Source organism: Chryseobacterium phosphatilyticum, from assembly GCF_002899825.2.
GTDB lineage: Bacteria > Bacteroidota > Bacteroidia > Flavobacteriales > Weeksellaceae > Chryseobacterium > Chryseobacterium phosphatilyticum.
Genome location: NZ_PPED02000007.1, coordinates 102,796 through 116,683, shown reverse-complemented (window position 1 = coordinate 116,683; position 13,888 = coordinate 102,796). Strand labels below are relative to the sequence as shown.

Genomic DNA, 13,888 nt, shown 5'->3' with positions numbered 1-13,888 from the left:
ACAATGGAAAACACTACGAAAGGTTTCACACGTGCCAATCATGTTGGAATCACAGTAAAGAATTTAGAGAAATCAATTGCCTTTTATGAGGCATTGACAGGAACAAAGGTTTCCAATATAGACGTAATCGGAGGAGAAAGAATGGCAAAAACCCAGGGATTGAATGACACCCAAATCAAATTTGCCAATCTTCATCTGGATAATCTGAATCTTGATATCTTAGAATATGTAATTCCGGAATCTGAGCAGGCATCATATTCCAATAACCAGATCAGTGCAATGCACCTGTGTTTTGAAGTAGATAATATTGATGATGCTATGCAAAGATTAAAAGAAATTGGTGTGGAACCTGATGGAGAACCCATCATTTTTGAAGAAGCTGATGGCTTAAAATCCGGATACGGAACAGCTGTTGCCTATTTCCGTGATCCTGACGGAACAAATCTTGAGATTATTGCTCCACAAGGGCCATTCAAGAGAAAGAATCCATAAATCCCTGCAAAAAAACAAAGCGACAAGGAATCCCGAAAAACGAAACTTAATAATTATCCATTAAGATTTATTTTAGAATTAATACCAACGGGAACTTTTCACTTTGTATTTTATAATAAAACGGCCTTTCAAAAACTGAAAGGCCGTTTTTATAAAAAGTAAACATCTGTAAATTATGCAGGGTTCATCAACTTCCATCTTCCAACACCCCGCTTCCTTACTTCACTATTTTGCAATCGGAAGATGAGTACTTATTGCAATTCTGTTCCATGCATTGATCGTAATAATCGCCATAATGATCTGAGCGATCTGATTATCATCAAAAAATGATTTTGCCTTTTGGAAGGTTTCTTCAGTTAATCCGTTTTGACTGATCAGTGTAATTTCTTCTGTCATTGCCAAAAGTACCTGTTCTTCTTCCGTAAAAAATTCTTTTGCTTCTGTCCATCCGTTCAGGATGAAGATTCTTTGAGGTGTTTCACCATACTTAATGGCATCTTTGGTGTGCATATCAAGGCAAAAAGCACATTTATTGATCTGTGAAGCTCTGATTTTAATTAATTCTTTCTGAATGTGAGTTAAAGAAGTTGTCTGTAAATATCCTTCTAATCCCATCATTGCTTTGTAAGCTGCTGAATCTACTGTTGCAATATTTAATCTTGCGCTCATAATATTATTATTTTTTAATTAATTGATCTATACTAAAAGAATATTTTTGCTGAGAAGCCAATAAAAATGCACCTGCACATCCTACCCAGACAGAATAATCAAGCGGGGCTTTACATCCCAGTGCAGCAGTCATTGACAAAGCAAAAATCAATAGAAGAAGGCCGCTTCCATAGGCCGCAATCTTTGTTTTAAATCCTAAAATCAGCATCAGAGGAAGAAGAGTTTCCAAAAATGTTGCTGCATATGCAGAAAAGGTACTTAATGCTTCAGGAAGAAAAAAAGTCAGTTTTCTTGTGTATGCTTCAAAATTGATCATATTACCCCATGCTGAATTTTCCTTACTCCACCACCCAAATCTATCTGCTACTGCAGAAAGCATGGTGACTGATAAAGCTAATCTTAAAAATAACTGTGGAAATTGATTCTGTTGATCTGTCATTGTATTGGCTTTTAATAACATGACAAATTTCCAAATTATAAATGACAAAAATCTTAAACTGGTTTAAGATCGTAATTTAGCTCTGATTTCACTGAGATATTCCGGCGTTAGATTTAAAAAAGAGGCAATCAGATACTGGGGAATCCTTTGAATAAACCAAGGATATAATGTACTAAAATGAAGATATAGTTCCTCCCGGGACATTTCATACAAATACCGTATTCGTCTCTCTGATGCGGCATATGCTCGCTGATAAATCATCCGGAAATAACGTTCCATCACCGGATGTTTTTTAAGCAACTCTTCCTGACGTTCCAGATCAATCACCAAAATAGAAGAATGCTCTACAGACTGTATAGAAAAATCTGTTGGTATCTGTCTTTCGTAAGCAAATGTATCGGTAATCCACCAGTTTTCAATAGCAAATTCTGTGGTTTGTTCCACTCCTTTTTCGTTGATAAAGAACTTTCTCAGACACCCTTTCATCACAAAATACATAGTCCGGCATACCTCTCCTTCCAGCACGAGGTTATGTTTCTTTTTCACATCAAGAACCTGAAAAAAGGATACAATAGAAGTAAATTCCTCATCATTTACGGTAATGAATTTATTTAAATGTGATTTGAATGAGTCCATCTTACAAATTAATACTCAAACTTAACTTTATTTTTTTAGTTTTACAATTCCAAAAAACAATAAATCATGGACATTATTGCAAAAATTTTGATCGCTTTAGTCGCAATAGAACACATCTATATTCTTTGGATGGAAATGTTTGCATGGGAAACCAAAGGAAAAGAAGTATTCAAAGCTGCTTTACCTGCTGAAATGTTTAAGCCAACCAAAGGGCTGGCTGCTAATCAGGGGTTGTATAACGGTTTTTTAGCTGCCGGGTTGATCTGGTCATTTTTGATTAATGATCCCCAATGGCAAACCAATATTGCTTTATTCTTTTTAGGATGTGTTGCTGTAGCAGGAATCTACGGAGCTATTTCAGCAACAAAAAAAATATTCTTCGTACAGGCATTACCCGCTATTTTGGCCATTATTGCTGTTTTAGTAAAATAATTTTATCAGTCCTGTTTTTTAGAAATCTTCTTAAAAAGAAATATACCACACCTCCTCTCTTTTATGTAAAAATGGATGTTAAATTTGTATTAATATCTGAGTCTATCATCAGACTTAAAACCAGCTCCTTACGTCTCAAAAAATCCATTTAATATAAAATTCGTAAATTTGCACCGTCATAAGAAATTGATATACAGGTTTTTTATGCTGGCCTGCATTTTGATGAAAGGTAGGAATTCAAGTTGTTCAGTACACATATCTTTAATTACTTCATCAGTAATTTAATTGTAGAATCTATGTAAAAGATTAAGTTCTTTTTACTTGATACACTCTTTTTCTAGAGTATAATCTATTGAAATATTTAAAAATAAACATAAGACCTCAAGGTCTGTATGTTCTTATTTTTTTGTAAAAAGCTTCTATCATAATAAGAAGCTCAACAGATTATTTTGCATTATCGTCATCAGCACAGCAACAAAATAAAATGGAGTATAATGAATTGGCGTACCATTTTTTATATCATTTATTAATTGAAAAATTCTGAATATGGAAAAAAATGAAAACAGTAGAAAAGTAAAACTTAAGGTTGAAGATCTGACTATTATTTTTGGTAAAAACAAAGAAAAAGCACAGGAACTTTTAGATCAGGGTTTTTCAAAAAAAGAAATTCTTGAGAAAACAGGCTGTACAGTAGGAATCAACAAAGCAAGTTTTGAAATCTATGAAGGAGAATTCTTTGTGATCATGGGGCTGTCAGGAAGTGGAAAATCTACTCTGCTGCGTTGCCTTAACAGACTGAATGAACCCACCTCCGGAAAAGTATACATCAATGACGATGATATTACCGGTAAAAACAATAAAGAACTTCTGGAAGTAAGAAGAACGGAAATGAGTATGGTATTTCAGAAGTTTGGGTTGCTACCCCATCATACTATTTTAGATAATGCCGGTTTCGGACTGGAAATCAGAGGAGAAAACAAAGCTTCCCGTGATGAAAAAGCGCAGAAAGCACTGGATATTGTAGGTTTAAATGGTTTCGAAAATCAGTATCCGTCCCAGCTTTCAGGAGGGATGCAGCAGAGAGTAGGATTGGCAAGAGCCCTGGCTAATGACCCTGAAGTCCTGCTTATGGATGAAGCTTTCTCCGCACTGGACCCTTTGATAAAATCTGAAATGCAGGATCAGATGCTTGAACTGCAGAATACCTTACAAAAAACCATTGTTTTCATTACTCACGATCTGGACGAAGCCATTAAAATCGGAGACCGTATCGTCATTATGAAAGATGGGGTCATCGAACAGATAGGAACAGCCGAAGATATTTTAACTAATCCTGCAAGCGACTACGTAAAAGCCTTTGTAGAGAAAGTAGATCGCAAAACAATTATCACTGCCAGATCTTTGATGTTTGACAAAGCTACTGTAGTGCGTTTCAGAAAAGATGGCCCCGAAGGCGCTTTAAGAAAAATGAGAACAACAGGGCTGGAAAACTTACCCGTTGTAGATTTTCAAAATAAATTTCTCGGCTTTGTGACACTTAATGATGTTGTCCGGATTGCCAAAAAGAAAGAACCTACAGTAGAATCGATTATCAACAGCAATGTCCCTTCAGTATATCCTGAAGTCACTGTAGAAGAAATGTTACCGTTAATTTCCGGAAATAAATCAGCCATCGCCGTGGTAGATGAAAACAATAAATTTTTAGGTCTTATCACACAACTCTCTCTCATCATAGAAGCTACTAAGTTTAACGAAGAAGAGATCATTGAATTAAAAGAAATCGCAAACAATCAATAAGATGAATAAAACTATAGATATAGGTCAATATGTAGAAACTGCAATCAATTGGCTCACAGAAAATGGAAAACCTGTATTTGATGTCATAAAACACGTAGGAAACTCTTCTATTATGGGGATTGAATGGGTTTTGGTAAACACACCTTTTTATGTTATTATTCTCTTTTTTACTTTACTGGCATTATGGAAAGCCGGAAAAGGTATCGCTATTGTGACTGCAGCCGGGCTGAGTTTAATATTTTTAATGGGATTATGGAAAGAGACGATGGAAACTCTGGCTCTTATTTTTGTAGCCACGATTACTGCCCTTGTCATATCTATCCCTCTAGGAATTTTCGCTGCCAAAAGTAAAATAGCTGATAAAATCATTCGTCCTTTACTAGATTTGATGCAGACAATGCCCGCATTTGTCTACCTGATTCCTGCAGTATTGTTTTTCAGTATTGGTAAAGTGCCCGGTGCTTTTGCAACGATTATTTTTGCCATGCCACCTGCTGTACGATTAACGACATTGGGAATTGAAGCCGTTCCGAAAGATATCGTAGAAGCAGCCAGAGCTTTTGGAGCAACCAATCGCCAGATTCTGTTTAAAGTAGAACTTCCTTTAGCTATGAAAACGATCTTAACAGGAATTAATCAAACCATACTATTATCCTTATCTATGGTTGTTATTGCCGGAATGATTGCTGCAGGTGGTTTAGGTGAAAAAGTTCTGGAAGGAATTAATAATCTGGATATCGGATTAGGATTTGAAAGTGGATTATCCGTTGTGATTTTAGCCATTATCCTCGACCGGATTACTCAAGGATTCGTAAAGAAAAAACAATAAGATGAAACAATTAAAATATCTATTTTTTCCCGTTTTAATGTTGGTAATTACTATATTAAATTCATGTGGAAATATAAAAAACTCCAAATATATCACCATAGGGATGGTCGATGGCTGGGCTGAAGATGTGGCCATGACACACGTTGCTAAAGCCATTTTGGACCAACAAGGGTATCATGTGATTATCCAGAAAGCATCTACAGATATGATTCTGGCATCCATGAATAATGAAGATACAGACCTTTTCATGGGAGTATGGCTCCCTTACACCCATGCTAAAAAACTAGCTAAGTTTCCGGGATTAACCCATCTTGGAACCAACTACGACAACGGCCGTATAGGATTGGTCGTTCCGGAATACGTCCCTGTTCAGTCTATAGAAGAACTGAATCAACATCAGGAGCAATTCAGTCACAGAATCATTGGAATTGAAAAAGGAGCAGGATTAACAACCGGAACAGATAAAGCCATTATTGATTATAAACTGAACTATAAACAAATCAACTCCTCTACCATTGCCATGATCACCGAATTGCAGAATGCCATACAACGTAAAGAATGGATTGTCGTAACCGGATGGCAGCCTCACTGGATGTTTGGCAAAATGAAACTTAAGTTCCTTGAAGATCCCAAAAAGATATTTGGTGAAGCAGAACAAATTAAAACCTATTCCAGAAAAAGCTTTGGAAAAGATCATCCGGAACTGGCTAAATTCTTTTCCAAACTTCATTTTGATGATAAAAATATGTCTGATCTTTTAATGAAAATGGAACAGAGTAAAAATAAAGAAACTACTGCCAAAGAATGGGTGGAAGAGCACTCTGAACTGATACAATCATGGTTAGATAAAAATTAATAAACAATTTGGTATTATTTAAAATCCTCAACTCTACACGGGTATGAGGATTTTTCATCTATAGATCTGAAGAATTCATCGATTCTTTGATCTTTTCCCGATGAAGTATCCCCCAGTTGACCAATGTTTCAGTTACCGGAAAAACTGATTTTCCGTATTCGGTGACCGCATAGGTTACGGTAATGGGTTTTGTATCCTGAATAGTTCTTGTAATCAGAAGATTGATTTCCAGCTCTTTTAATTCTTTGCTCAGCATTTTTGCAGAGATTCCTTCAATACCACGTTCCAGCTTTTTAAAATGAATCATCTGGTCCGGTCTGTTCGTCAGGTACCGCAAAATCATCAGTTTCCATTTCCCGCCCAGGACATCCAGACTGTCTCGCATTGCGAATAGCTCTTCTGTACAACTTGCTTCTCTTTCGATGCCGTTTTCAATGATTTTTGCCATAATAGTTTCATGAAGGTAACTAGTTACCATTAGTTAACTAGTAGCAAATATAAACTATTCCGTATTTACATTTGTGTATCAGATTAAACAAATGAAATCATATGATTTCCAAATACAAATATCTAAGTATGAAAGCAGTTATTTTAAATAAAAACGGAACACTGGAAGATCGATTTACAGAACAACCCAAACCCAAAAACAATGAAGTTTTAATCCAGATCAAAGCAAGTGGTTTCAATCCTATAGATTATCAGATGCTGGAAAATGAACTGGAAAGAAAGCTAATCAGTTCCCCCATATTAGGGAGAGAACTATCAGGAATCATTGTTGGCAAAGGTTCCGAAGTTACACAGTTCAATATTGGTGATGAGGTATATTGCGGCAGCGGTTCCATGGGAAGTAACGGCACTTATGCTGAATATATTTCTGTGCCTGAAAGTATTGTTTCTTTTAAACCAAAAAATATTTCGTTTGAACAGGCGGCCTCCATACCTTCAGTTGGACTTACTTCTTTACAAATCTTTACCCGTTTGAAACTAAAACCAGAAAACACCATCCTTATAACGGGTGCTACCGGAGGGGTTGGTTCTTTTCTGCTTAAACTCTTACTGGCTCATAATATCAGACAGATCACAGCAACTGTTGGCAGTGAAGAAAACAGACAGATTCTTCTCAATATGGGATTAAAAGATTATCAAATCATCAATTACAGAGAAAAAAATCTTATTGAGAATATTTTAAAAGCCAATAATAATCAATCTTTTGAATTTGGAATTGATCTGGTAGGAAACTACATGTCTGAAGTAACAGCGGAAGTTTTAAACATTAATGGAACATATGTGGATGTCACTGCTTTAGTGACTAAGGAAGCTCATGAAATCCTTTTCAACAAAGGAACACTAATTATGAATATCTCCAATTATACTTATGGAATGGCTAAAAAGTATGAGTATTATAAAAACAGCTTACTTGAAATAAAAAGACTTATTGAAAACGGCATTATTCTTCCTCCTCAGCATAAAGTAATCGGAAACCTTTCTTTAGATACCGTTCTGCAAGCTCATTCTATGTTAAAAAATAATCAGACTCAAGGTCATAAATTGATCATGAAACATTAAGCAATGAACAAAATACCAAGACGAATCGTAACAGGATTTAAAAACGGAAAATCCACCATTATAGAAGACCAACAGGTAGAAAACGCAGTGGAACATTTTCCCGGACTCATCATTTCAGATGTATGGAACACTCAGACAATGCCGGCCAGCCTGGAATTTGAGACCAGAATTCCCAACACCGGATTTCCTCAGACACCTGAAAATGGCACTTATTTTCGATATGTAGTAGTTCCGCCCGATAAAGATTTAGAAATAGAATGGAAAAAAAATGAACCTCATCCGATGATGCATCAGACCTCAACACTGGATTACATCATTATCCTTTCCGGTGAGCTTTACCTCATTATGGAAGAAGGCGAAACGCTTCTGAAACCGGGAGACATCGTTATTCAAAGAGGAACGAATCACGCATGGAGTAACCGTTCTGATCAGCCTTGCATTCAGCTGGCAGTTCTCATAGATGCAGAAATTAAAGATTAATTATAATAAAAATTCAATAGGAGCGGACTTTAGTCCGCTTTTTCAATAAGCAAATTCATTGGCTTTAGCCAAAACCTAAAAAGAGAAAAAAATTATGCCCTTTTGCCTTTGCTCAACAAACACCTTACAAAGCAGAAATTTCCAACAGCTTCTGCTTCATTCTTTCAGGGGTAATCTGCCCCTCCTGATAGTATACCAGATTCTGATGCTTATCCAGGAACACCCATAAAGGATAAACAGGCTGATTTTTATTCTTCGACAAAGCCAGCGCCAATTCATGAATTCCGGAATTCCCATTCTGTAAATATTCAAATTCCTGATTCTGAAAGTGGATTTTCTCTTTTGTCTTTTCTGCCTCAAAATTGACAAAATAAAAATCGTCGTTGATCATTTTGACCAATTCTTTATCTTTATTCAGACGAAAGGATTCAATCTTACAGATGGCACACCAGTCCGTATAAAGATGAATAATAACAGGCTTTGAATTTTCTCTTTGCAAAACCTCCAGATCAGAAAAAGTGCCTGTCTTCATCTGAGACAGATAAAAACAGGGCACTAACATTAAAAATAAAATAAAAGTTCTCATTTCAAAGTATATTTTACTCCGAAGAATCCTCTGATACGTTGCATAGGTGCATATCCGTATGCTGTATCGAAAGTATAGTGATTCGGGTTATTGACAGGATCATCAACATATTTATCAAACGGATCAAATGGTCTCATCAAAGGATCTTTAGGAGTAAAGTTGAACAGGTTTTTGATCCCGCAATACACCTCAAAGCCAGATTTGAAACTCTTAGACACCTGAATATTAGCCAAAGAATAAAATGGCGAATATTCAGGACGGTAGTCATTCACTAAAACCGGAAGTCGCATTGGTCCGTAAAACTGTCCGGTAAAGTCTACCGTCAGGTTGTTTGGAAATTTATACGTCAGATTATAAGTTCCGCTCCATTTTGGGGCATGCAATTGTTGTGTTTTTTGATTTTCATTATCAAATTTCTGGTAAACATCCAGATAGGTCACTCCCAGATTAACACTCAGAGGAAACTGAAACGTAAAATCCACATTCAGCGAAGCACCTCTTGAAATTCCATATCCATGCAGGTTATCATAAATAATCTTGTTTGGATCAGAATCAAAATCACCCACAATTTTATTACTGAAATAGGTATAAAATGCTGAGGCATCAAGGTTCACCATACGGGTGCCAACAGGGATTTTCCAGATGTAATTCAGGTTTCCGTTTACTGATCTTTCAGGCTTAAGATCAGACTTTACGACCACTTCACGGGAACCCGTCAACGCCGCATGATCTTCCGTGAAAAGATTCACTACTCTAAATCCTGTTCCAAAATTGAAACGTAAAGTATGGTAAGGGTTTGGGGAAAACTTCCATGCAAATCTCGGAGAATGTACTGAATGATGTACTTTATCATAATCATAACGATACCCCAATAGCAAAGTATTTTTATCATTAATTTCCCACTGATCCTGAATAAAAGCCCCCCAGATCGGAGACTTCATCGGCGCATTGGTCACCCCATCCGATGCCAGAGTTCCCGGTGTATTATCATCGTAAAAAGTTCTTTTAAAAGTAAGCCCGGCCGTGATATCGTGTTTCCCGAAACTCCTGTCCCAATAGGTCTGTACAAAAGCTACCTTTTGAGTGGCATTGAAAGGGTTAGATCCATAAAATGAATTCTGATCGTGGTAATTATAAGAAAACTGGGTTACTATATGCTCCTTCATAGGCCATTCGTACAATCCGAAAACTTCCGCACGATTGGTATAGATGCTTTCTCCATAGACTTCATTACTTCCACGGAAAGATTTGTTCCATTGCATTTCTCCCCCAAAACGATCTTCATACAAATATCGCATTGCAAAACTTGCCTGTCTGTTATCTTTTCGTTGAAAATTCCATTTATTGAAAACAGAAATCCTGCTTTGTAAAGTCGTATCAGTAAAATTATCTTTATTCTGATCTATCCTTTCCTGAAAACTGAAATAATTTAAACTTAATAATGATGCTGCTTTCTTTCCAATATTAAACTTGGTAGAAAGATCAAGATTATTTTCAGCCCATGTGCTTGTCATCAAGTCTACACTGAGTTTAGGAGCCGTCAACGCATTTTTGGTAATAATATTAATCACTCCACCCATCGCCTCGGAACCATAAATAGAAGATGCAGGTCCCTTTACTACCTCTATCCTGTCTACAAGACTATTGGGTATTCCGCTTAATCCGTATACCGTAGAAAGGGAGCTGACAATAGGCATTCCATCAATCAAAATCATCGTATAAGGCCCTTCTAACCCATTGATATGAATATCTCCCGTATTACAAACCGAACAATTCAGCTGTGGCTTTACACCATTTACCATTGCTATGGCTTCAAAAATACTCGGAGTGGGATTTTTCTGAAAAAACTTCTGACTGTAGATTTCCACCGCTACAGGACTTTTAGATCTGCTCATGGGTTTTATAGTTCCGGTAACCACCACATCTTCTATGGTACTCGTTTTGATTTCTCTTTTGGTAACTTTTGCAGAATCTATATTTTTATTCTGCTTTATACTTAAGCTGTCCGTTTCCTGAGCAAAACAATATGATGATAAAAAAGTAATAGAAAATAATATTCGTTTCATGAAATAATAATTGTTAGACAAAGCTAACAATTATTTTCGAAACACAAAACACTTAAAAAAATATTGATATAATGAATTCATGAAAAATGATTAAATTTGAGAAACTCCATATGAAAGTAAAATGAGATATCATCTAGCGGGAAATATCCCACCAAAAAGACATACAATTTTTAAGTCTCCTGAGGATAAATTTTACTATGAGCAGCTTTTTGGAACAGAAGGCTTTCATGGTATTTCTTCTCTGTTATACCATATTCACCGTCCTACACAGATCAAATCGATCGGTGAGCCCAAGGATGTAACCCCAAAAATTGCAGTAGAAAAAAACATTACTCCGAGAATGTTTAAGGGAATGAACGTGACTCCTGAAGACGATTTTATGGACAGCCGAAAAATCCTTTTGATGAACAACGACCTGAAAATGGGATTGGCAAAACCAAGAAAATCAATGGATTATTTCTACAAAAATGCGGAATGTGACGAACTTTTATATGTTCATCAGGGAACAGGAATTTTAAAAACATTTGTAGGAGATCTTGAGTTCGTTACCGGAGATTATCTTATCATTCCCAGAGGTACCATCTATCAGGTAGAACTGAAGTCTGATGATACGGTATTTTTTGTGTTGGAAAGCCACTCTCCCATCTATACACCCAAAAGATACAGAAATGAATTCGGACAGCTTTTAGAGCATTCTCCGTTCTGTGAAAGAGATATGATTGCTCCTGCTTTCAAAGAACCTATTGACGAAAAAGGAGAGTTTTTAATTAAAGTAAAAAAAGAAAACCAGATCACAGATTTTATCTATGCAACCCACCCATTTGATGTTGTAGGATGGGACGGGTATTTTTATCCTTATAAATTCAATATTAAAAACTTTGAACCTATTACCGGAAGAATTCACCAACCGCCACCGGTTCACCAGAATTTTGAAGGACATAATTTCGTAGTCTGCTCTTTCTGTGCAAGAATGTATGATTATCATCCGCAGGCTATTCCAGCACCTTACAATCACTCCAATATCGATTCTGATGAGGTACTGTTCTATACGGAAGGAGATTTCATGAGCCGTAATCACATCGATCTTATGGACTTTACGCTTCATCCCGGAGGAATTGTTCACGGACCTCACCCAGGTGCGATGGAAAGAAGTATCGGAAAAAAATTCACGGAAGAATATGCCGTTATGGTTGACCCTTTCCGTCCATTAAAAATTACCGAAGAAGCTTTAAAAGTAGAAGATCCTTCTTATAAAACTTCATGGTTGGAATAAAACAGTAAAAATTCTTAAAAAGTAGTACTGAATACATACAAAAGACGCTTTAAATCCTTTATTTAAAGCGTCTTTTTTCGTAAATTTGTAAGATATGGTTAACCTATTTAACCGTCATTATTTTTCATAACACATCCTAAGTAATGGTGGTTTAATAAAAATCAAGATTACATGTTAGAAAGAATCAGATTAGAAAGTCTACACCAAAAAGTAACAACAGCTGAAAACGCTGTAAAAATCATTAAAGACGGTATGACCATCGGGTCCAGCGGCTTTACAAAAGCAGGAGACAGCAAAGCGATTTTACCTGCACTGGCAGAAAGAGGAAAAACAGAAAACCTTAAAGTCACGTTAATGACCGGTGCTTCATTGGGGCACGGTACCGACGGAAAGTTAGCGGAAGCTGATGTAATCAGGAAAAGAATGCCGTTTCAGGTAGATCCTATCTTAAGAAACAAGATCAACAATGGTGAAATTCTCTTTATCGATCAGCATTTAAGTGAAAGTGCAGAACTTCTTCACACCAAAAATTTACAAAGTATCGATGTAGCAGTGATCGAAGCTGCCTATATTGAAAGAGATGGGAGTATTGTTCCTACGACATCTGTCGGAAATTCTGTCACCTTTGCCGCTTTAGCCAAAAAAGTAATTATCGAAATCAATACGGAAGTTCCCGAAGAAGTTTATGGAATTCACGATATTTATCAGGCTGAAGATTATCCGTACAGAAATGTTATTCCGATTGTTGCTCCATGGAATAAAATCGGAAGAAAAAGTATTCCTGTTGATCCTAATAAAATTGAGGCAATTGTTTTCACCAATCTTAAAGACAGCCCCGCAGATATTGCAGAACCAGACGAAAAGACAACAGCAATCGCTAAGCACCTTCTTGGTTTCTTTGAAAATGAAGTACAGCTAGGACGTCTTACCGACCGGTTACTCCCTCTTCAGGCAGGTATCGGGAAAGTAGCCAATGCCGTTCTTACAGGATTTAAAGACAGTAACTTCTATGACTTAACCATGTTTTCAGAAGTTCTTCAGGACAGTACCTTTGATTTGATAGACTCAGGGAAATTAAGCTTTGCCTCTGCGTCCTCAATCACTGTTTCTAAAGAATGCTATGAAAGAGTTTTAGGAAATCTCTCAAAATATAAAGAGAAGTTTGTCTTAAGACCTCAGAATATTTCCAATACACCAGGGCTGATCAGAAGATTAGGTGTCATTGCCATCAATACGGCTATTGAATTTGATATCTACGGAAACGTAAATTCTACACATATCGGCGGAACAAAAATCATGAACGGAATCGGGGGTTCGGGGGATTTCGCAAGAAATGCTTACCTAAGTATTTTTGTGACTCAGGCAGCTTCAAAAGGAAACAATATTTCGCATGTGCTTCCTATGGTTTCTCATACTGACCATACAGAACATGATGTTGATATTCTGGTAACGGATATCGGATTAGCAGACTTAAGAGGATTAGCTCCAAGAGAAAGGGCACAGAAAATCATTGACAACTGTGTTCACCCTGATTATAAGGAAGAATTACAATCTTACTTTGACAGAGCTTGCAAAAGAGGTGGGCATACGCCTCACCTATTGGAAGAATCATTCAGCTGGCATTTAAGATTTTCCCAAACAGGAAGTATGAAACAAGCTACTGCAGTGGAAATTTCCAACTAAAAATTTTACAGATCTATACTAAAGGGTTGAGTGCAATGCATTTGATCCTTTATTTTTATACCTGATGTTATTCGCATACAATAT

Annotated in this window: 15 protein-coding genes; 9 read left to right on the top strand and 6 right to left on the bottom strand. The window is 36.6% G+C overall.

All coding sequences use genetic code 11. From position 1 onward, the window contains the following. The first annotated feature begins 3 nt into the window (after positions 1-3). Complete coding sequence (locus C1631_RS21895) at positions 4-492, top strand: VOC family protein (RefSeq protein ID WP_109714216.1); 489 nt, start codon at positions 4-6, stop codon at positions 490-492. Between the two features lie 225 nt (positions 493-717). Here C1631_RS21895 and C1631_RS21890 read toward each other — a convergent pair whose 3' ends face one another. The 3 genes from C1631_RS21890 to C1631_RS21880 all read right to left on the bottom strand — a co-directional run bounded on the left by C1631_RS21890 (position 718) and on the right by C1631_RS21880 (position 2,236). Next, complete coding sequence (locus C1631_RS21890) at positions 718-1,161, bottom strand: carboxymuconolactone decarboxylase family protein (protein ID WP_103249057.1); 444 nt, start codon at positions 1,159-1,161, stop codon at positions 718-720. Between the two features lie 7 nt (positions 1,162-1,168). Then, positions 1,169-1,600 (bottom strand): DoxX family protein, encoded by a 432-nt coding sequence (locus C1631_RS21885; RefSeq protein WP_228441428.1) that lies wholly within the window; start codon positions 1,598-1,600, stop codon positions 1,169-1,171. Between the two features lie 63 nt (positions 1,601-1,663). Then, positions 1,664-2,236, bottom strand: a complete 573-nt coding sequence (locus tag C1631_RS21880) for a Crp/Fnr family transcriptional regulator (protein ID WP_109714212.1) — start codon at positions 2,234-2,236, stop codon at positions 1,664-1,666. A 66-nt stretch (positions 2,237-2,302) separates the two neighbouring features. Between C1631_RS21880 and C1631_RS21875 the strand changes: the two genes are divergently transcribed. The 4 genes from C1631_RS21875 (at position 2,303) to C1631_RS21860 (ending at position 6,150) form a co-directional block, all read left to right on the top strand. Next, on the top strand, positions 2,303-2,668 hold the full coding sequence (locus C1631_RS21875; protein WP_109714210.1) for a DUF1304 domain-containing protein: 366 nt from the start codon (positions 2,303-2,305) through the stop codon (positions 2,666-2,668). 546 nt (positions 2,669-3,214) lie between these two features. Continuing rightward, positions 3,215-4,465: a quaternary amine ABC transporter ATP-binding protein gene (locus C1631_RS21870; protein WP_103249059.1), complete on the top strand. Its 1,251-nt coding sequence runs from the start codon at positions 3,215-3,217 to the stop codon at positions 4,463-4,465. A 1-nt stretch (position 4,466) separates the two neighbouring features. After that, positions 4,467-5,294 (top strand): ABC transporter permease, encoded by an 828-nt coding sequence (locus C1631_RS21865; protein WP_109714208.1) that lies wholly within the window; start codon positions 4,467-4,469, stop codon positions 5,292-5,294. A gap of 1 nt (position 5,295) precedes the next feature. After that, positions 5,296-6,150 (top strand): glycine betaine ABC transporter substrate-binding protein, encoded by an 855-nt coding sequence (locus C1631_RS21860; RefSeq protein WP_103248079.1) that lies wholly within the window; start codon positions 5,296-5,298, stop codon positions 6,148-6,150. A gap of 58 nt (positions 6,151-6,208) precedes the next feature. Here the strand turns inward: C1631_RS21860 and C1631_RS21855 are convergent, their stop codons facing one another. Beyond that, positions 6,209-6,598: a winged helix-turn-helix transcriptional regulator gene (locus C1631_RS21855; RefSeq protein WP_103248082.1), complete on the bottom strand. Its 390-nt coding sequence runs from the start codon at positions 6,596-6,598 to the stop codon at positions 6,209-6,211. A 128-nt stretch (positions 6,599-6,726) separates the two neighbouring features. Here C1631_RS21855 and C1631_RS21850 point away from each other — a divergent pair, with 128 nt between their 5' ends. Together C1631_RS21850 and C1631_RS21845 are read left to right on the top strand one after the other, a co-directional pair. Next, the gene (locus C1631_RS21850; protein ID WP_103248081.1) at positions 6,727-7,716 is read left to right on the top strand and encodes an NADP-dependent oxidoreductase; all 990 of its coding nucleotides are present in this window, start codon (positions 6,727-6,729) and stop codon (positions 7,714-7,716) included. 3 nt (positions 7,717-7,719) lie between these two features. Then, a complete protein-coding gene (locus C1631_RS21845; RefSeq protein WP_109714206.1) occupies positions 7,720-8,196 on the top strand; it encodes a cupin domain-containing protein in 477 nt (158 codons plus the stop codon). A 124-nt stretch (positions 8,197-8,320) separates the two neighbouring features. Here C1631_RS21845 and C1631_RS21840 read toward each other — a convergent pair whose 3' ends face one another. Further along, positions 8,321-8,728 (bottom strand): thioredoxin fold domain-containing protein, encoded by a 408-nt coding sequence (locus tag C1631_RS21840; protein ID WP_228441426.1) that lies wholly within the window; start codon positions 8,726-8,728, stop codon positions 8,321-8,323. A 50-nt stretch (positions 8,729-8,778) separates the two neighbouring features. After that, a complete protein-coding gene (locus C1631_RS21835) occupies positions 8,779-10,848 on the bottom strand; it encodes a TonB-dependent receptor plug domain-containing protein (RefSeq protein WP_185144694.1) in 2,070 nt (689 codons plus the stop codon). 121 nt (positions 10,849-10,969) lie between these two features. On the opposite strand from C1631_RS21835, the gene C1631_RS21830 reads away from it, so the two are divergent. Both C1631_RS21830 and scpC read left to right on the top strand, forming a co-directional pair. Further along, complete coding sequence (locus C1631_RS21830) at positions 10,970-12,121, top strand: homogentisate 1,2-dioxygenase (protein ID WP_109714204.1); 1,152 nt, start codon at positions 10,970-10,972, stop codon at positions 12,119-12,121. Positions 12,122-12,292: 171 nt separating this feature from the next. Then, positions 12,293-13,804, top strand: a complete 1,512-nt coding sequence (gene scpC, locus C1631_RS21825; RefSeq protein WP_103248075.1) for a succinyl-CoA:acetate CoA-transferase ScpC — start codon at positions 12,293-12,295, stop codon at positions 13,802-13,804. Positions 13,805-13,888 lie beyond the last annotated feature (84 nt).

Bases quoted from the DNA above. Each gene is read 5' to 3' on its own strand.
- C1631_RS21895 (WP_109714216.1), top strand. From the start codon at position 4: ATGGAAAACACTACGAAAGGTTTCACACGTGCCAATCATGTTGGAATC.
- C1631_RS21890 (WP_103249057.1), bottom strand. From the start codon at position 1,161: ATGAGCGCAAGATTAAATATTGCAACAGTAGATTCAGCAGCTTACAAA.
- C1631_RS21885 (WP_228441428.1), bottom strand. From the start codon at position 1,600: ATGACAGATCAACAGAATCAATTTCCACAGTTATTTTTAAGATTAGCT.
- C1631_RS21880 (WP_109714212.1), bottom strand. From the start codon at position 2,236: ATGGACTCATTCAAATCACATTTAAATAAATTCATTACCGTAAATGAT.
- C1631_RS21875 (WP_109714210.1), top strand. From the start codon at position 2,303: ATGGACATTATTGCAAAAATTTTGATCGCTTTAGTCGCAATAGAACAC.
- C1631_RS21870 (WP_103249059.1), top strand. From the start codon at position 3,215: ATGGAAAAAAATGAAAACAGTAGAAAAGTAAAACTTAAGGTTGAAGAT.
- C1631_RS21865 (WP_109714208.1), top strand. From the start codon at position 4,467: ATGAATAAAACTATAGATATAGGTCAATATGTAGAAACTGCAATCAAT.
- C1631_RS21860 (WP_103248079.1), top strand. From the start codon at position 5,296: ATGAAACAATTAAAATATCTATTTTTTCCCGTTTTAATGTTGGTAATT.
- C1631_RS21855 (WP_103248082.1), bottom strand. From the start codon at position 6,598: ATGGCAAAAATCATTGAAAACGGCATCGAAAGAGAAGCAAGTTGTACA.
- C1631_RS21850 (WP_103248081.1), top strand. From the start codon at position 6,727: ATGAAAGCAGTTATTTTAAATAAAAACGGAACACTGGAAGATCGATTT.
- C1631_RS21845 (WP_109714206.1), top strand. From the start codon at position 7,720: ATGAACAAAATACCAAGACGAATCGTAACAGGATTTAAAAACGGAAAA.
- C1631_RS21840 (WP_228441426.1), bottom strand. From the start codon at position 8,728: ATGAAGACAGGCACTTTTTCTGATCTGGAGGTTTTGCAAAGAGAAAAT.
- C1631_RS21835 (WP_185144694.1), bottom strand. From the start codon at position 10,848: ATGAAACGAATATTATTTTCTATTACTTTTTTATCATCATATTGTTTT.
- C1631_RS21830 (WP_109714204.1), top strand. From the start codon at position 10,970: ATGAGATATCATCTAGCGGGAAATATCCCACCAAAAAGACATACAATT.
- scpC (WP_103248075.1), top strand. From the start codon at position 12,293: ATGTTAGAAAGAATCAGATTAGAAAGTCTACACCAAAAAGTAACAACA.